Below are 17,324 nucleotides of genomic sequence, written 5' to 3'. Positions count from 1 at the left end.
TGTCGGCGAGCACGTCGTACACGTTCTATGTGGTGGCGCGGGACGCGGCGGGCAACAGCTCCACCGCCTCCAGCGCGGTCACCTTCACCACCACCTCCGGCGGCGGCGCCGACACGACGGCTCCGTCGCGGCCGGGGACGCCGGCGGCGTCGTCGGTCACCTCGTCGGGGGCGACGTTGTCGTGGACGGCGTCGACCGACAATGTCGGGGTGAGCGGGTATGACGTGTACCGGGAGGCGGGGACGACGGATGTGAAGGTGGGGACGGCGACGAGCAACACCTTCGCGCTGACCGGTCTGTCGGCGAGCACGTCGTACACGTTCTATGTGGTGGCGCGGGACGCGGCGGGCAACAGCTCCACCGCCTCCAGCGCGGTCACCTTCACCACCACCTCAGGCGGCGGCAGCGGCGGCTGCACGGCGACCTACGTGGTCACCAACTCCTGGCCGGGAGGCTTCCAGGGCGAGGTGACCGTCAAGAACACCGGCACCTCGGCCATCACGGGCTGGACGGTGAAGTGGACCTTCGCCAACGGCCAGACCATCTCCCAGCTGTGGAACGGCGCGCTCACCCAGAGCGGCGCGAACGTCACGGTGAAGAACGTCTCCTACAACGGCAACATCGCGGCCGGGGCCTCCACCGGTTTCGGCTTCGGCGCGAGCTCGACGGGCACCAACGCCGTCCCCTCGCCGGTCACCTGCACCGTGGGCTGACCTCCGCGAGCCGGCCCCGCGCCCGCTCAGCGAACCGGCCCGGCGCCTCCCAGGCGCCGGGCCGGTCTGCTCGCAGGGGACGTCAGTAGGCGGAGACGTAGGTGACCATCGAGGCGCTCTCCACCGGCTTGCCGCCCTCATAGCAGGCGACGTCGCGCACGATCACCTCGTTGCCGTAGGTGGCCCAGCGCGCGAGCAGGTTGCAGAAGGCCGGCCCTCGCCCGTACGCGGTGACCTGGACGTCGTCCTGCAACTGGCCGACCTTGTGGAAGGTCACCAGGCGCAGCCCGGACCCGGCGCTCTGGATCTCGTTGTAGGACCCCACCGAGTTGTAGGTGACACCGGCCGGCACCGGCGTGTACGGACCGGGGTTGGCCGGGTCGTTGTCGAAGGTGTAGCCGAAGTACTTGGGCGGGAACGCCCCGCCGGTGACGGCGCGCTCGTTGTGGTAGGTCAGGGTCCAGCCGGTCTTGAGCGGGGCGTCCGCGCCGTCGAAGCAGCGCACCTGGATCTTCTGCCCGCTCGTCGACGGCGACCACGCGCTCACCTTGCAGTGGGCCGGCACGCTGGAGTCGACCGCGGTCACCTGGATGTTCCCCGAGGGACGCGCGGGGCCGAGCCCGTTCAGCATGACGGTCCACACGCCCGGCGACACCGACGGCACGACGGTGTTGGCCCCCAGGGCGGAGTTGTAGGAGGCGGCGACGCCCGAGCCGGTCCAGTACACGTAGCCCATCGCCTCGGGCGACGGCAGCGCCCCGCTGCTGGAGGCGAAGGTGATGGCGAACGGCGTGAACACCGGCCTGCCGCCGTAGGAGTAGCACCGGACCGCCACGACCTCGTCGGAGCCCACCGCGCCGTACTTCTCGACCTGGCACCACACGGCGGTCTGGGCTATCGCCGTGACGTGGGCGACGCCGGCATCAGTGCGGGTCCAGGAGACGCCGATGTCGGGGAAGCGCACGAACACCTCGCCGACCGCGCCGGGACTGACCGTGACGTTCGGCCCGGCGGGCCAGCTTCCCGCCTGATGCGTCAGATCGGGCGTGCCCGAGGTGGTGTCCACCAGGGCGAAACCCCACCGGTCGGGCACCGCGGCCGCGGCCTGTGCGCCGGTGGCCGTCGCGGTGAGCCCTGCCGCGAACAGCGCGGTGATGCACAGTAATCGCAGGAACACTTCCCGTGGTCGACGCATGTCGTCCTCCGTTCACTCCGGAGCCGGCGGTTCACGAAACACGGCGCCGGCGGCCCGGCGCGGATGATCGGAGCGGCGCGTGGAATCACACCCTGTCCAGCGCTCTTGATAACCCGCCCGGCGACGGTTGAGAAGACCCAACATCCGTGGTGGCGACGCCCATCCCGGGGTAGGTGGACATCGGGTTCGTCCACGTCGGAGCGGGCGGCCGACCGAAAACCGGCAGCCCTGTGAAGGGCGTGTCAGGGGACGTCTCCCCCTAAAGGCGGACGAACATCTCTACCTGCGGATGAATCGGGTTTCGGAGCCTCGCCCCTATTCTGGACACAGAGACGGGGCCGGACGGGGGAGGTACGGGTGGCGGTGACCGAAGAAGGGCGCGGCGATGCCGCGAAGCACGTCCGCCGTGAAGGTTTCAGCGGCTGGCTGGACGGCGTGCGCTCCACCCGCACCGGCCGGCTCACCCTGAAGATCGTCGTCGGCGTGGTGGGGGCCGCGCTGGTGATCGGCGGCCTGCTGCTGGTGCCGCTGCCCGGCCCGGGCTGGCTGATCGTCTTCGCCGGGCTCGCCGTGCTGGCCACCGAGTTCGACTGGGCCCACCGGCTGCTGCAGTTCGCCAAGCGCACCCTGGGCGAGTGGACCGACTGGCTCAAACGCCAGAACTGGCCGGTCCGCATCCTGGTCAGCGCCGTGACCCTCGCGGTCGCCGCCGTCATCGTGTGGGCCATGCTCAAGCTCAGCCTCGGCATCGACCTCGTCCAGCAGGCCCGTCAGTTCATCGCCTGACGCGTCCGACGCGGCGTGCGTCACCTCGGCGCAAAACCGATTTATGAGAAATGCATTCGAAGGCAGAGGAACGGCGTGAGAGTGGAGTAACGTCCCGGTCTGTAGAGCTTCACCGGACACGAGGTGCAAAGGTGAGCGCTGTCCACAGACACAGGCCGGCTTCCGCTTCGTCGAGGAGACAGGTGAGCGTCGTCCAGAGACGCGGGTGAGCGCCTTCGCCGCCCCGGCACCGCCCCAGGTGCCACGCGCGTTCGCGGACGTCATCCGCGCCCACCTCCCCGAGCTGACCGAGGAGATGCTCGCCGAGATCCAGGCCGGCGTGCCCGAGTACTCCCGGCCGGGCGACGAGAGGTACGTCAAGGCCGTGCGGCGGGCGGTGGAGGAGGCTCTGCGGCTGTTCCTCGTCAGGGTCCCGGCCGGCGGCCGCGGTCCCCGCAGGATGGCCCAGGTCTTCCGGGCGATCGGCAGGGGAGAGGCGTACGCGGGCCGGCCGCTGGACTGCCTGCAGGCCGCCCTGCGCGTCTGCGCCCGCGTGGCCTGGCGGCGCCTGGCCCTGTCGCCGGAGACGCTGGCCCTGTCGCGGGAGGACCTGTGCGGGGCGGGCGAGGCGATGCTGGTCTACCTGGACGAGATCGCCGCGGCGGCGGCCGAGGGATACGCGGAGGCCAGGGTCAAGGTCGCCGGCGAGCTGGAGCTGCGCCGCCGCCGGCTGCTCGCCCTGCTCGTCGCCGATCCTCCTCCCGACCCGCGGGCCGTCGAGGATCTGGCGAGGACGGTGGGCTGGACGGTCCCAAGGACCCTGGCCGGCGTCGCCCTCGCCCCCCGCTCGCCCCCCGGACGCGGGCCGACCCCGTCCGGGGCCTCGGTGACGTCGGTGACGTCGGCGAAGGCCGGCGGGGCCGGGGCGGGGACCGGCCAGGGGGATCCGCCGGGCAGGCCCGCGCTGGCCCCCGACGTGCTGTCCGACTTCGACCGCTTTGATCCGTACCTGATCGTGCCCGACCCCGAAGGGCCGGGACGGGCGGCGACGCTGGACGCGGCGCTGAGGGACTGGGTGGTCGTCCTCGGCCCGCCGGTGCCCGTACGGGAGGCGGCGCAGTCGCTGCGACTGGCCCGTGAGGCGCTCGGCCTCGCCCGCCGCGGGGTGCTGCCCACCGGCCGGGTGGTCCGCTGCGCCGACCATCTCGCCACCCTGGTCATCCTCAGGGACGAGGCGCTGACCAGGGTGATACGGCGGGTGCGGCTCGCCCCGCTGCGCGCGTTGCGGCCGGCCCAGCGCGACCGCATCGCCGAGACCCTGCTGGCGTGGCTGCAGTGCGGCTACAACGCCAACGAGGTCGCGGCCCGCCTGCACGTGCATCCGCAGACCGTGCGCTACCGCCTCCGGCAGGCCACGGAACTCTTCAGCGACCAGCTCGCCTCTCCCGACGACCGTTTCGAGCTGGAGATAGCGCTGCGCGCCCGCGCCCTGGCCGCGCCGGCGGCCATGCCGGACGCCGGACGCTGACACCCGGGAAAAGGGTTTTCCGGGTTCGTGCGGTGAGTTCTCACCGGCCTGCCCGAAATGCGTTCTTGTCATTCAGGTGATATGGCGCCGGGCGTATTTCATTGCCGGGGACAAGTCATGAGGCCGCCCGCCGACTTACCTTTCTGCCATTCCCGATGACCGGGGTCGCCCACCGGCGGAAGGCGGAAATTCATGCGTTTTCGAATGGTCCTCTCGGCGCTGGCGGGAGCGATGCTGATCACCTCCGCCCTGACCGGCACCGCGCGGGCCGAGACCTCCCCGCAGGGGGCGAACGACTGGTCCTGCGTGCCGACGGCCGCCCATCCGCGCCCGGTGGTCCTGGTCCACGGCACCTTCGCCAACATGGCGGTGAACTGGCCGGCCATCTCGCCGGTGCTGAAGCGGGCCGGCTACTGCGTATTCGCGCTGAACTACGGCGGGACGCAGGACGCGTTCATCCAGGGCACCGGCGACATCGCGCAGTCGGCGCAGCGGCTGTCGAGTTTCGTCGACCGGGTGCTCGCGGCCACGCGGGCGCCGGAGGCCGACATCGTCGGGCATTCCCAGGGCGGCATGATGCCGCGCTACTACCTGAAGTTCCTGGGCGGAGCCGCCAAGGTGCGCAAACTGGTCGGCATCGCGCCGTCCAACCACGGCACCACGCTCAGCGGCCTGGTGGCTCTGGGCGATCTGCTCGGCCTCACCGGGCCGGTGACCGACGCCTGCCCCGCCTGCGGCCAGCAGATCGCCGGCTCGGCCTTCCTGACGAACCTCAACTCCGGCGGGGACACCGTCCCCGGCGTGGAGTACGCCGTGATCGCGACGCGGTACGACGAGGTGGTCACCCCCTACACCTCCGGCTACCTGAACGGCTCGGCGGTGCGCAACCTGCTGCTGCAGAACGTCTGCCCGCTGGACTTCAGCGCCCACCTCGGCGTCATCGTCGACCCCGTGGTGCAGCGGCTGGTGCTGGACGAGCTCGGCGCCCCGCGCGGGCGGATCAACTGCCTGAACCCTCTCGGCTGACCCCTTCGGCAGGGCACCGGCGCGGCACGGTGACAAGCGGCACGGCCACGAGCGGCACTGTCGTAAGGAGCGTGGCCGTCACAGGTACAGGCCGGTGCCCTGCTCGGACTGGGGAGTGGCGATGGCGTGCAGGTCGCGCTCGCGCATGACGAGGTAGACCTGACCGTGCACCTCGACCTCGTACTGGTCTTCGGCGTTGAACAGCACCTTGTCGCCCACCTTCACCAGGCGGGCGCTCGCGCCGACCCCGCACACCTCGCCCCAGATGAGGCGGTTGGCCATCTTGACGGTGGCCGGAATGACGATGCCCGCCGAGCTGCGGCGCTCCTCGGACTCCGGCTCCACCTTGACCATGACGCGATCATGGAGCATCTGTATCTCGAACTTCGGGTCAGCCACATCTGAAGCTTATTCGGCCAGCGCGCGCACGGTGGCCCGATACGCGGGTCGCGGGTGAGAGCGCTCTCCGAACGGTGATCGATAAGGTGGCCGCAGGAGGCACGAATGACTCAGGATTTCAGCGGCTGGCAGTGGATGAACGAGCCCGCGAAGTGGTCGGCGGACCCGGCCGCCGGCGAACTGCGGGTCACCGCGGACGCCCGCACCGATCTGTGGCGGGTCACCCACTACGGGTACAGCTACGACACCGCGCACATCTTCGGCAGGACGCTGCCGGGCGACCTGCGGGTCACCGCGACCGTCCAGGCCGCCTACGCCGAGCAGTACGACCAGGCGGGCGTCGCGCTGCGCGTCGACGGCGCCAACTGGATCAAGGCGGGCGTCGAGTACGTCGACGGCGGCGTCCAGCTCAGCACCGTCGTGACCAGGGACTTCTCGGACTGGTCCGTCACCCCGGCGGCGGGGCCGGCCGAGGCGGTCACCATCGACCTGCTCCGCGAGGGCGACACCGTGATCGTGCGGTACGGGCTCGACGGCGCGGAGCCGTCCACCCTGCTGCGCCTCGCGTACTTCCCGCCGGAGGCGCCCGCGCTCGCCGGCGTCATGTGCGCCGCGCCGGAGGGCGGCGGCTTCGAGACCCGCTTCACCTCGGTGACCCTCGCCTGAAAGCACGTCCCGAGGGGCGCGCGTAACCCCGATTTAACGGAGCTTGTGGGATGTTTCCCGCTCAACCTGGCTGAGCGGGGACCCTAGGCACGTATATCGTGGTCATCTGTGATGGCTTGCGAACGACCGTCGCATTCGCGAAATCGGTCATCGCACGCGCCGAGGCGTCCATGACGGGCCGGCGGCGAGGGGAGGTGGCACGGTGAGCGAAGAGACCCCGCGCGCGCGGGCGGCCCTGGACACCACCGTGCCCAACCAGGCCCGCATCGCCAACTACTTCCTGGGCGGCAAGGACAACTTCGCCGCCGACCGGGAGGCCGCCGAGCAGCTCCTGGCCGTCGCGCCCGAGATCCGCGTCATGGCCCGCGAGAGCCAGGACTTCCACGCCCGCGCGGTCCGGTACATGGTCGAACAGGGCATCACCCAGTTCGTCAACATCGGCGCCGGCATCCCCTCCGAGAACAACACCCATCAGATCGCCCGGTCGCTGACCCCGCAAGCCCGCGTCGTCTACGTCTCCGACGACTCGGTGGTCCTCTCGCACTCGCGGGCGCTGCTCGCCATAGACCCGAACACCGGCGTGGTCGAGGGCGACATCATGCATCCCGCCGACCTCATGGCCGACCCCGGCCTGCGGCGGGTGATCGACCTCTCGCGTCCGGTGGGCATCGTGGTGCTGAGCTCGCTCCACTTCATTCCGGACGAGGACGACCCGTTCAAGCGGGTCGCCGAGCTGCGCGACCTGCTTCCGGCGGGCAGCCACCTGATGATCGTGCACGCGGTGTTCGACTCCCGGCCCGAGGCGGCCGCGCCGATCGTCGACGTCTACCGGCGCGTCTTCGGCCGGCCGGAGGACGCCTCGCGCAAGCGCGCCGAGGTGCTGGGGTTCTTCGACGGCATGGAGCTGGTCGAGCCCGGCCTGGTGTACATCCGCGAGTGGCGTCCCGACAATCCGCTGAAGGTCCGCCACCCCGAGCGGGCGTGGCTGGTCGGCGGGGTCGGCAGAAAGCCGGCTCCCTGAGCAGACGCCCGGCTTGCGGCTCCCCGGGCCGACGCCCGGCTCCGGCTTCCTGAGTCGGCGCCCGGCTCGTCGGGCGGTCCCGCCTTCCCCGCTCTCGGCCGTGAGGGCTCACCTGTGTCCGGTCCGGAACAGATCGACCTCTCCCGCGGCGCCCGTTCGGCGTCCCGAACGGTGACCGATCAGCGGCCGGCCGGTGATCGACCGCACCGACCACGGGACCGATACTGTGAGATGCGTTTTCCATGGTGAAAGGTCCCTGATTTGAGGCTAGCCCCCTTCGCCCGGTTGTCCCGTCCGCTCCGATGGGGGGCACGCGTTCTCACCGCCGTCCTCGTGGCGGCTCTCGTGCTCGCCGGCGCGGGCGTGTGGACGGTACGGCGGTCGTTCCCGTCCCTCGACGGCGAGGTGCGCCTTCCGGGACTGAGCGCCAAGGCCACTGTCCTTCGCGACGCCCACGGCATCCCGCAGATCTACGCGAGCACGCCGCGCGACCTGTTCATGGCCCAGGGGTACGTCCACGCCCAGGACAGGTTCTGGGAGATGGACTTCCGGCGCAAGACCACCGCCGGCCGCCTCTCGGAGCTGTTCGGTCCGTCCACGCTGGACGTCGACAAGGTGGTGCGCACGCTCGGCTGGCGGCGTACGGCCGAGCGGGAACTGCCGCTGCTCGATCCGCGCACCCGCCAGGCGCTCGCCGACTACTCCGACGGCGTGAACGCCTGGATGCGGCAGCACGACGGCTTCGCCGGCAAGAGCCTCGAATACGCCGTGCTCAAGCTCACCAACGGCTCCTACGAGCCCGAGCCGTGGGTGCCCGCCGACTCGCTGGCGTGGCTGAAGGCGATGGCGTGGGACCTGCGTTCCAACATGGACGACGAGCTGGAGCGCGCCCTGGACGTCTCCGCCGTCCCGGCGGCGCGGGTCGACCAGCTGTTCCCCGACTACCCGTTCGACCGCCACCAGCCCATCGTCACCGGCGGCGTCGTGCGCGACGGCCGCTTCGCCTCCGCCGCCACGGCCACCACGGCCACCGGTGCCGGCTCCGATGCCGTCACCGACCCCGACGCCGTCACCGACCCCGATGCCGTCAGCGACCCCGATGGGCCCGCCGTGAGCGCCGCCGCGCGGATAGGGGACGACGACACCGCGACGACGGCGGCGGCGGCGCGCCGGCCGGAACCGGAACCGGACGCGGCACGGGTGCTCGCCGACGTGGCGAGGACGCTGCGGGCCGTGCCGTCCCCGCTCGGCAGTCAGGGAACCGACCGCGCCGGCATCGGCTCGAACTCCTGGGTGGTGGGCGGCGCGCACACCGACACCGGCAAGCCGCTGCTGGCCAACGACCCGCACCTCGGGCCGCGCATCCCCTCCATCTGGTACCAGGCCGGCCTGCACTGCCGGACGAAGTCCGCCACGTGCCCCTATGACGTCGTCGGGTACACCTTCTCCGGCATGCCGGGCGTCGTCATCGGCCACAACGACCGGGTCGCCTGGGGCTTCACCAACCTCGGCCCCGACGTCACCGACCTCTACCTGGAGCGCACCAAGGGCGACACCTACCAGGCCGGGGACTCCTGGCGGCCGATGGAGACCCGCACCGAGGAGATCAAGGTCGCCGGGCGCCCCGCCGAGAGGCTGACCGTCCGGTCGACCCGGCACGGGCCGATCATCTCCGGGGTGCTCGGCGACGCGAGGAACGCCCTGCCGGGCGCCGCCGCCCAGACGGGCGAGTCCGGGGCCGCCGGGGCCGGAGGCGGCGCCGCGCCCCGGGACGACGGCAGGCTACCGGCGGCCGGGCACGACCTGGAGATCGCGCTCAGATGGACCGCCCTGGACCCCGGGCGCACGGCCGACGCGCTGCTGCTGCTCGACACCGCGGCGAACTTCGACCAGTTCCGCGAGGCCGCCTCCTTCTTCGAGGCGCCCGCGCAGAACATGATCTACGCCGACGTCGACGGGAACATCGGCTACCAGGCTCCCGGGCGCATCCCCGTCCGGCGGGCGGGCGACGGCCGGTGGCCCGCGCGGGGCTGGACCGGCAAGGAGGAATGGAAGGGGTTCATCCCCTTCGAGGAGCTGCCCACCGCCTACAACCCGCCCGAGGGTTACATCGTCACCGCGAACAACGCCGCCATCGGTCCCTCCTACGAACCCTTCCTCACCTCCGACTGGTCCTACGGCTACCGCTCGCAGCGCATCGTGGACCGGATCAGGCAGGCCATGGCGAAGGGGAAGGTGACGGCGGCCGTCATGGGCGACATCCAGATGGACTCGGCCAACGGCCTGGCCCCCCTGCTGGTGCCGCACCTGCTCCGCGCCGGCGCGAAGGTCGCGGAGGCGCGGGAGCTGCTCGCCGGCTGGGACTTCTCCCAGGGCCGCGACTCGGCGCCCGCCGCGTACTTCAACGCCGTGTGGCGTCACCTGCTCCAGCGCACCTTCGACGACGAGCTGCCCGCGGGCGGCCGGCCCGGCGGCGGCGACCGCTGGTACGAGGTCGTGCGCGCACTGCTCGACAAGCCGGACGACCCCTGGTGGGACGACGTGCGGACCAAGGGCAGGACCGAGACGCGCGACGACATGCTGGCGGCCTCGATGGGCGACGCCGCCGCGGAGCTGCGGGCCAGGCTGGGCGACTCGCCCCGCGACTGGCGCTGGGGTGACCTGCACACCTTGGAGCTGACCAACGAGACGTTCGGCACCTCCGGCATCGGCCCCGTCGAGTGGCTGTTCAACCGGGGGCCGCTGAGCCTCGGCGGAGGCAAGGACGCGGTCGACGCGACGGGCTGGAACACCTCCAAGGGGTTCGAGGTCGACTGGGTGCCGTCCATGCGCATGGTCGTCGACCTGGCCGATCTGGACCGTTCACGCTGGGTCAACCTCACCGGCGCGTCCGGCCACGCCTTCCACGCCAACTACGACGACCAGGCCGGGCTGTGGGCGGACGGCGCCACCACCCCCATGCGCCAGACCGAGCCAGCCGTCCGCAGGGACGCCACCGACACCCTCACCCTGACGCCGTGACCCCGTGGACCCCGTGACCCAACTGACGGGGAGCGGGGTCACGCGGGCCGCAGAGGCCCGTCCAGGGCGGCCGCGCGGCGGCTCAGCCGCCCTGGACGCGGACGCGCACGCGCCGGCAGTTCGCGCAGCGCTGGGTGACCACGTGCCCGATCGCCTCCACGGTGATCCACTCGTGGCGCAGGTGGATGCGCGAGGTGAGCCTCGCGAGCATCGGGGGCAGACCCGCGCCGAGGCCGGGGGCCCGCCCGCCGGATCGGACGCCCGCGCGCGGGCGTGGCCCATCGCCGAAGTCGTGTCCATCGAGATTGCGGCGGTTGCCGAAGTCGAGCCCGTGGCCGGGGTCGTCTCCGTCGCCGGCGTCGAGCCCGTCACCCGCCGGATGGGACGGGAAGCGGTGTCCGTCGCGCGCGGAGCGGGACGGGAGGCCGTCGAGGTGCCACGGAGTTCTGCGGGGTGCGCCGTCGTGCTTCACTGAGGCCATGTCCTCGCCCCTCACATCGGGCCGCCTGGGCACGCCGCTGAGCGGCGCCGTCCGCGCGGAGGGTGCCCACAGAACGCGACCTCATGCATGAAAGCGAAAAGTACCAGGCCAGGCGCCGTCCCCGAGCCAGGTGACCCGGAAGGCCACCGGGCGGGGCGTCACCCGCTGGTGACCGAGGCGATTTCGGCCAGCGGGAACTCCAGGTAGTCGCCGGCCTCCTCGCACCAGGCGTCCAGGACGCCGCGCCGCAGTTCGCCGTGGCTGATGGTGGCGGTGAGGCCGTCGGACAGGGTGATGAGCGCGCGCACGCCCCGGTCGACGACGAACCCGAGCAGAGACTGCTGGGCGGTGGGCAGGCGGGTGGCGAGGCGGCCGATGACGGCCCAGGTCTGCCCGGTGTGCCGTTCCTCGTCGCGGGCGCCCGCGAGCCGCCGGGCGTGCTCGCGCGGGTCGGGCGGCGGCTCGGCCAGATGCACGTGCGGCTCCTCCAGCTCGGCCACCCGGCCGCCGGGCAGGAGGATGAGCCGGCCGCCCTGCGGTTCACGCCGGACGGCGATCTCACCGCTGTCGTCCACCGGCACCGGGGCGTACCCCGCGTCGCGGAGCGCGGCGAGCATGCGCGCCGCCGGGGCGCTGCCGGCGAGCACGGTGGGGGCCAGCAGCCGCAGGCCGAGCCGGGCCAGGCGGCGGTGCCCCGCTATCTCGGCGAGCAGAGCCGGGTCGGAGCCCTGGATGATGCATCCGACGGTGGTGACGGTGACCTCGCCGTACCGGCGCGCCACGTCCCTGACGAGGTAGGTCAGCGGCTGCGGGATGGCGCCGGCCGCGCGCAGTTCCTCCAGCAGCGAGTCGGCGGTGTAGCCGGCGTCCAGGGCGCGCCGCACGCTCGCGGGGGTGAACCGCCACACCGAGGCGGCCCCCTGCGACTCGCGGTCGGCGGCGCGGTCGAGCAGGCCCGAGAGCTCGGCGGCGGGCGGGCCGGTGACGACGGCGGTCAGGTCGGCGCCGAACAGGGCGGTGCGCTGCGCGCCGGCCAGCGCGTGGACCGACGATTCGACGAGCCCCGGGTCGCGTTCGACCTCGGGGACGGTCTCGTCCTGTTCGTCCCCGGCCGAGGCGGAGCCGAGCGCGGCCAGCGCCCGCCCGAGGGCGGTCAGGGTGTCGGAGGCGACCAGCCCGAGCAGCCGGGCCTCGGCCAGGACGGCCGGGCAGCAGTCGGCGAGCAGGTCGCGGTCGAGCAGCGGCGCCCGCCAGTGCACGGCCTGCACCAGCTCGGGCATGCTCGCGAACGCGGCGTCCGGCGGGAGCGTGGCGAGAGTGGCCAGCACCGCCCACCGGATGCGCGCCACCGTCTCGCCCGAGGGGTCGTCGCACAGGACCGTGGGGTACCTGCCGGCGGTGCGCCGCAGCGACGAGCGCTCCATGCGCCACCACGCGGACAGCAGGGCGCGCAGCCGCGCGGGGGCGTCCTCCAGCCGCCAGGCGTCGAACCGCTTGGTCGGGACCAGCCCGCCCGCGGTCTCGTCCAGGGCGAGCAGCCGGGCGACGGCGCACGCCTCCAGCAGCAGCCGGGTCTCCTCTTCCGTGCAGCCGGTCTCCTTGACGACGCGGCGCACCTCGCGGACGCCGACGCCGCCGCCCTTGAGCAGGGGGAGCGGCGTCTTGTCGGTGTTCTCCAGCAGGGCGGCGGCCCGGTCGACGGCGTGCGGGGCGGCCAGGCACATCAGGTGGTCGACGGCCTCCTCATCGACGGGGACGGTGCCGAGCTGCGGTGGTTCGGGGGTGAACGGCGCGTGGTAGTCGGGGCCGCGCAGGGCGAGCGCGACCTCGCGCGGCATCTCGGCGATGTCCCACTGGGTGCGGTGGAGCAGGCCGCGGTCGGCGGCCCACTTCTCGGGGGTGCCGGGGGAGATGAAGCGGTTGCCGTCCACGCCGCGCACCGGGCCGTCCCAGGCGAACTCGTCGAGCAGGCTGACGGTGCCGTCGGGGGCGTCGCGCAGCAGGGCCGACAGCCGGTCGGCGTCGGACAGCACGGCGGTGAGGCGGGTGATGAGCTGCCGCTTGCCGCCCTGGGGGGCGAGGTCGAGGTTGCGGCAGATGCGGCGCAGCCCCTCGGTGTTGAGCGTCCAGGAGTCGAGGTAGGACAGGAGGGGGTCGCCGAGCCCGCAGGGGGCGGTCCACCAGCGGGCGACGGCCTCGGCGAGGTGGACGCGGCCGTCGGGGCCGGGCCAGGCGAGCGCGTGGTCGAACAGGTCGTCCAGCCAGGGGAGCACCTCGGCGGTGGTCACGCCGAGGAAGCGGGCGAGCTCCTCGGCGTTGGCGCGCTCGCCGATGACCAGGCACGCCTGCAGGATTTCGAGGGGAGGCAGGGGAAGGCCGCGCATGACCTCCATGACGGCGAAGGTGTCGCTCAGGCGCCGGGCGAGGGTGTCGAGGCGGCGCGGCCAGGGCGCCGCGATGGCGTCCGGGCGGTTGGCCAGGACGCGCGCGAGCCGGTCTTCGTCGAGGGTTGTCAACCAGCCGAGCAGGTGATCATCCATCACAGCTCTTTCAAAGGTCTCGCGGGAGTCACCAAGAAGCCACCGTAATGCAGAGCACCCGCTTGACGGATCGACCTTGCGGAATACACCCCCGAATCCTTGACGTGTCCCTGCGGCCGGGACGGCCGCCGTCGTTTCCATGGAAGGGCCCGGGTAGGGCCCGGCACGGGCCTGGGACGGGCCCGGCCGCGTCGCCCGGCCTTTCCGGCATGGTCCGGCATGGTCCGGCATGGCGACGGACCTCGCTCAGCTCTTCAGAACGGCCCAGACGACCTTGCCGCAGGGCAGCAGAGGATTCCACCCCCATCGCAGGCTCATCGACTCGACGATGTGCAGCCCCATGCCGCCGGGTTCCAGCGGTGAGGGGTCGCGCATCACCGGCGCCGCCGGCCCGGGGTCGGCGAAGACGCAGCTCACCAGCGAGTCCATGCGGATCATCGACATCCGGATCGGCACGGAGCCGCCGCGGCGCGGGTCGCACGCAGCGGGCGTCAGGCCGTGCCGGAGCGCGTTGGTGGCCAGTTCGGACACCACGAGCTCCATGTCCTGCACCAGGTCGCGCATGCCCCAGCCGATCAGGCTGCCGGCCGCGTAGCTGCGCGCCGAGTGGACGGATTCGGGACGAGGAGGAAGCACGAACGTGGCACTCGACGTGCTCGCCTCAGGCGGTGCCAGGTCGCGCGCGACGTGGGGCCACCAGCCGATGGGAGGCCACCAATCGAAGGCCGACCACTGGCTTCGCCCACGTGTCAGGTCCGTGGAGTGCACGGGATCATGATGCTCCAAACTCCTGTGCAGGTGCAAGGGCGAATGCACGTGCAGAAGAGTCGTGCAGGCGCTACGGTTGCCCTGGAAGGGAAACCGAAGGGGGACCACACGCGCGATCTTTGACAGACTGTGAACCAGTCCACAACCGGAGGAATGCACGTGTCCATCGATCCGCCCGGCTCCGGCTCAACGGTTCGGCGCATCATGCTGGGCGCCAGCCTACGCAGGCTGCGTGAGGAGCGCGGGCTAACGCGCGAGGTCGCGGGATTTCACATCCGCGCCTCCGAGTCCAAGATCAGCCGCATGGAGCTTGGACGGGTGGGGTTCAAGACGCGTGACGTCGAAGATCTGCTCACGCTCTACGGTGTCAACGACGACGCCGACCGTCGTGGGCTGCTCGAGATGGTCCGCGAGGCGAACACCCCAGGATGGTGGCACAAGTACAGCGACCTGCTTCCCGGATGGTTCTCGACGTACGTCGGGCTCGAAGAGGCCGCGTCGGTGATCCGCACCTACGAGGTGCAGTTCATACCGGGGCTGCTCCAGACGGCCGCGTACGCCCGGACGGTGATCAGGCTCGGGTACCCGGACGTCTCAGAAGACGAGATCGATCGCCGTGTGCATCTGCGCCTGCACCGGCAGGAGCGCCTCCTCCGCAACGACGGACCGAAGCTCTGGGCCGTCATCGACGAGGCCGCGCTGCGGCGGCCCATCGGTGGCAAAGAGATCATGTACGAGCAGTTGCAGCATCTGATGGCCGTCGCCGGTCTGCCGGCCATCACCTTGCAGGTGATGCCGTTCCAGTTCGGTATGCACGCGGCCGAGGGCGGAGCGTTCACCATCCTGCGTTTTCCGGAGTCCGACCTGTCGGACGTGGTCTACGTCGAGCAGCTGTGGGGTGCCCTGTATTTGGACAAGCGTGAGGACATCGATCCCTACCTCACCGCCATGGAACAGCTGTGCATTGAGAGCACAACTCCCGGGGGCACTGCCGAGATACTCGGCGACATACTCAGAGAGATCTAGATGAACCAGCCATACAACGGAATGCCGGCCACGAGCCTCACCGGCGTCGCGTGGCGCAAGAGTGTTCACAGCAACTCGCAGGGCAACTGCGTCGAGCTTGCGAAACTCCCCGACGGGGGCGTCGCCGTCCGCAACTCCCGATTTCCGGACGGCCCGGCCCTGATCTACACCGCTGACGAGATCCGGGCCCTCGTGCTCGGCGTCAAGGACGGCGAGTTCGACAATCTGGTCGCGTAACACCCTGTTCACATATCGCGAGTCCGGTTAACCGGAGAGCGCAGATCGTGTAACCGGGGTTGTTCATCGATCCGGCACACTGGGTCCATCCGCTTCGTAGCGAAGTTCGTGGGGGCCCGTGATGCTGGATCAGATGACTCTTTATCCCGTAGCCGATGATGTGCTGTTCGCGCCGGGGGGCCGCGTCGTGATCCGTACCTACGGCGTCGCGTCCGCGGCCTCCACAGAGCAGGACGGCGCCCGGCCGGTCTCCTACCGCACGTGGGTGACCGGGGTCAGGGACCAGCCGCGATACTGGCGCTGGGGTCACTTCGAGGACGCCCGCCACGGCCACCGCAAGGTCCTCGAATGGCTCACCGGCCGGGGCCCCCAGCCCCAGCCCGTCGCCATCAACTGAGCCGCCGGACCGTCCGGCGTCCCGCCGCTCCCACCGCCGGCCCGGCGTGGCCGCAGCCGCAGCCGCCCGTCAGGCGTCGCCGACGGGGGCGTTCCAGCGGGTCAGGGCGTGTTCCTCGTGTTCGAAGCCGAGGGTGGAGATCGTCCCGGTGTCGAGGCTGAAGTACCGGCCGTCCTGCGGGGGAAGGCCGAGCCAGCGGGCGGTGAGGACGCGCAGGAAGTGACCGTGCGCGACCAGGGCCACGGTGCCCCCGGCCTGGGAGACGCGGGCGATGACCCGGTCGGCGCGCTCGGCGACCTGCTCGATCGTCTCGCCGGGGTGCTCGGCGTCGCCGGGGACGACCCCGTCGCGCCACAGGTACCAGCCGGGGCGGCCCTTCCTGATGTCGGCCGTGGTGATGCCCTCGTAGCCGCCGTAGTCCCACTCCCACAGGTCCGGTTCGGTGGTGAAACCGGTCAGGCCGGCCAGCTCCGCCGTGCAGCGGGCGCGCGCCGCCGGGCTGACCAGGACGAGCGAGAAGGTCACGCCCTTCAGCGCGGGCGCGAGCGCGCGGGCCTGGTCCTCGCCCTTGGGCGTGAGCGGAAGATCGGTGCGGCCGGTGTGCCGGCGGTCGCGGCTCCACTCGGTCTCGCCGTGCCTGAGAAGAATGAGCTCGTCCATATCGCCCCATCATCTACGGCCGGTCCCGTCACCGGCTCCTCGGGGGTGCGCCCGTGTCCCGTGTCCTGATCTGTGGGGTGGACGTCCGGGGGCGCGGGAGCGCTGGGGCACGTCCGGTTGCGAGAGTGGAGGGGAGGCCATCCACCCGCGTCGACGTGCAAGGAGACCACGATATGAGCGAGATCATCGCAGGCGTCGCCATCCCCGACTCGGCGCTCGCCGCCGAGGCCACCGAACTGGTCCGGCAGGCGGCCCCCGAACTGCTGTTCCACCACTCCCGCCGCGTCTACCTGTTCGGCTCGCTCCAGGGCCGGCGGCTCGGGCTCGCGGCCGACCCCGAGCTGCTCTACGTGGGCGCGATGTTCCACGACCTCGGGCTGACCGAGACCTACAGGGGCGCCGACCAGCGTTTCGAACTGGACGGGGCGGACGAGGCCCGCAGGTTCCTCCGGTCGCACGGCGTGCCCGAGGCCGAGGTCCGCAAGGTGTGGGAGGGCATCGCCCTGCACACCACCCCGGAGATCCCCTACCGGCTCGAACCCGAGGTCGCCCTGGTGACCGCCGGGGTCGAGACCGACGTCCTCGGCATCGGCTACCGGGACCTGGACCCGGCCGACGTCACGGCCGTCACCGAGGCCCATCCGCGTCCGGACTTCAAGCGGCGCATCCTGGAGGCGTTCACCAACGGTTTCAAGCACCGCCCCGACTCCACGTTCGGCACCGTCAACGCAGACGTCCTGGAGCACTACGTCCCCGGCTTCAGGCACATCGACTTCGTCGAGGTCATCCTGAAGTCCGACTGGCCGGAGTGACGGATCTCGCACGCTAGCGCCGCTCGTGGTGCGCCTACGGGCGGCGCTGTGCGATGCGCGACCGAGCTT

At 71.6% G+C, this 17,324-nt stretch carries 17 protein-coding genes; 11 read left to right on the top strand and 6 right to left on the bottom strand.

Annotated features, from left to right (window positions below; genetic code table 11):
- On the top strand, positions 1-713 hold a 713-nt coding region (locus ACZ6QO_RS15420), incomplete at its 5' end, for a cellulose binding domain-containing protein (protein ID WP_465851111.1).
- A gap of 82 nt (positions 714-795) precedes the next feature.
- Here ACZ6QO_RS15420 and ACZ6QO_RS15415 read toward each other — a convergent pair.
- Positions 796-1,908 (bottom strand): hypothetical protein, encoded by a 1,113-nt coding sequence (locus tag ACZ6QO_RS15415; protein WP_465851109.1) that lies wholly within the window; start codon positions 1,906-1,908, stop codon positions 796-798.
- Between the two features lie 357 nt (positions 1,909-2,265).
- Between ACZ6QO_RS15415 and ACZ6QO_RS15410 the strand changes: the two genes are divergently transcribed.
- The 3 genes from ACZ6QO_RS15410 (at position 2,266) to ACZ6QO_RS15400 (ending at position 5,227) form a co-directional block, all read left to right on the top strand.
- On the top strand, positions 2,266-2,694 hold the full coding sequence (locus ACZ6QO_RS15410) for a TIGR02611 family protein (RefSeq protein ID WP_465851108.1): 429 nt from the start codon (positions 2,266-2,268) through the stop codon (positions 2,692-2,694).
- Positions 2,695-2,899: 205 nt separating this feature from the next.
- Positions 2,900-4,201: a PucR family transcriptional regulator gene (locus ACZ6QO_RS15405; RefSeq protein ID WP_465851107.1), complete on the top strand. Its 1,302-nt coding sequence runs from the start codon at positions 2,900-2,902 to the stop codon at positions 4,199-4,201.
- A 192-nt stretch (positions 4,202-4,393) separates the two neighbouring features.
- Complete coding sequence (locus ACZ6QO_RS15400) at positions 4,394-5,227, top strand: esterase/lipase family protein (RefSeq protein ID WP_465851105.1); 834 nt, start codon at positions 4,394-4,396, stop codon at positions 5,225-5,227.
- A 78-nt stretch (positions 5,228-5,305) separates the two neighbouring features.
- Here the strand turns inward: ACZ6QO_RS15400 and ACZ6QO_RS15395 are convergent, their stop codons facing one another.
- Positions 5,306-5,626: a GroES family chaperonin gene (locus ACZ6QO_RS15395; RefSeq protein ID WP_380826023.1), complete on the bottom strand. Its 321-nt coding sequence runs from the start codon at positions 5,624-5,626 to the stop codon at positions 5,306-5,308.
- 105 nt (positions 5,627-5,731) lie between these two features.
- On the opposite strand from ACZ6QO_RS15395, the gene ACZ6QO_RS15390 reads away from it, so the two are divergent.
- From ACZ6QO_RS15390 to ACZ6QO_RS15380, 3 genes are all read left to right on the top strand, one after another.
- Entirely contained in the window at positions 5,732-6,292 is a 561-nt protein-coding gene (locus ACZ6QO_RS15390; protein ID WP_465851103.1) for a DUF1349 domain-containing protein, read from the top strand.
- Positions 6,293-6,494: 202 nt separating this feature from the next.
- Positions 6,495-7,313 carry an SAM-dependent methyltransferase gene (locus ACZ6QO_RS15385; RefSeq protein ID WP_465851102.1) on the top strand — a complete coding sequence of 273 codons (819 nt, stop codon included), beginning with the start codon at positions 6,495-6,497 and terminating at the stop codon, positions 7,311-7,313.
- Between the two features lie 333 nt (positions 7,314-7,646).
- Complete coding sequence (locus ACZ6QO_RS15380; RefSeq protein ID WP_465851101.1) at positions 7,647-10,334, top strand: penicillin acylase family protein; 2,688 nt, start codon at positions 7,647-7,649, stop codon at positions 10,332-10,334.
- An 82-nt stretch (positions 10,335-10,416) separates the two neighbouring features.
- Here the strand turns inward: ACZ6QO_RS15380 and ACZ6QO_RS15375 are convergent, their stop codons facing one another.
- The 3 genes from ACZ6QO_RS15375 to ACZ6QO_RS15365 all read right to left on the bottom strand — a co-directional run bounded on the left by ACZ6QO_RS15375 (position 10,417) and on the right by ACZ6QO_RS15365 (position 13,991).
- A complete protein-coding gene (locus ACZ6QO_RS15375; protein WP_465851099.1) occupies positions 10,417-10,815 on the bottom strand; it encodes a hypothetical protein in 399 nt (132 codons plus the stop codon).
- Positions 10,816-10,973: 158 nt separating this feature from the next.
- Positions 10,974-13,355: a helicase-associated domain-containing protein gene (locus tag ACZ6QO_RS15370; protein WP_465851098.1), complete on the bottom strand. Its 2,382-nt coding sequence runs from the start codon at positions 13,353-13,355 to the stop codon at positions 10,974-10,976.
- Between the two features lie 246 nt (positions 13,356-13,601).
- Positions 13,602-13,991: an ATP-binding protein gene (locus tag ACZ6QO_RS15365; RefSeq protein ID WP_465851096.1), complete on the bottom strand. Its 390-nt coding sequence runs from the start codon at positions 13,989-13,991 to the stop codon at positions 13,602-13,604.
- 285 nt (positions 13,992-14,276) lie between these two features.
- Here ACZ6QO_RS15365 and ACZ6QO_RS15360 point away from each other — a divergent pair, with 285 nt between their 5' ends.
- From ACZ6QO_RS15360 to ACZ6QO_RS15350, 3 genes are all read left to right on the top strand, one after another.
- On the top strand, positions 14,277-15,149 hold the full coding sequence (locus ACZ6QO_RS15360) for a helix-turn-helix domain-containing protein (protein WP_465851094.1): 873 nt from the start codon (positions 14,277-14,279) through the stop codon (positions 15,147-15,149).
- Positions 15,150-15,386: a DUF397 domain-containing protein gene (locus ACZ6QO_RS15355; protein WP_248959591.1), complete on the top strand. Its 237-nt coding sequence runs from the start codon at positions 15,150-15,152 to the stop codon at positions 15,384-15,386.
- Between the two features lie 133 nt (positions 15,387-15,519).
- Complete coding sequence (locus tag ACZ6QO_RS15350; RefSeq protein WP_465851093.1) at positions 15,520-15,783, top strand: hypothetical protein; 264 nt, start codon at positions 15,520-15,522, stop codon at positions 15,781-15,783.
- A 69-nt stretch (positions 15,784-15,852) separates the two neighbouring features.
- Here ACZ6QO_RS15350 and ACZ6QO_RS15345 read toward each other — a convergent pair whose 3' ends face one another.
- Entirely contained in the window at positions 15,853-16,443 is a 591-nt protein-coding gene (locus tag ACZ6QO_RS15345) for a histidine phosphatase family protein (protein ID WP_465851091.1), read from the bottom strand.
- 173 nt (positions 16,444-16,616) lie between these two features.
- Between ACZ6QO_RS15345 and ACZ6QO_RS15340 the strand changes: the two genes are divergently transcribed.
- Complete coding sequence (locus tag ACZ6QO_RS15340; RefSeq protein WP_465851089.1) at positions 16,617-17,255, top strand: HD domain-containing protein; 639 nt, start codon at positions 16,617-16,619, stop codon at positions 17,253-17,255.
- Positions 17,256-17,324 lie beyond the last annotated feature (69 nt).

The organism is Sphaerisporangium sp. NPDC049457 (assembly GCF_055586705.1).
The sequence above is the reverse complement of the archived record's forward strand: the minus strand, read 5'-3'. Positions and strand labels throughout refer to the sequence as shown.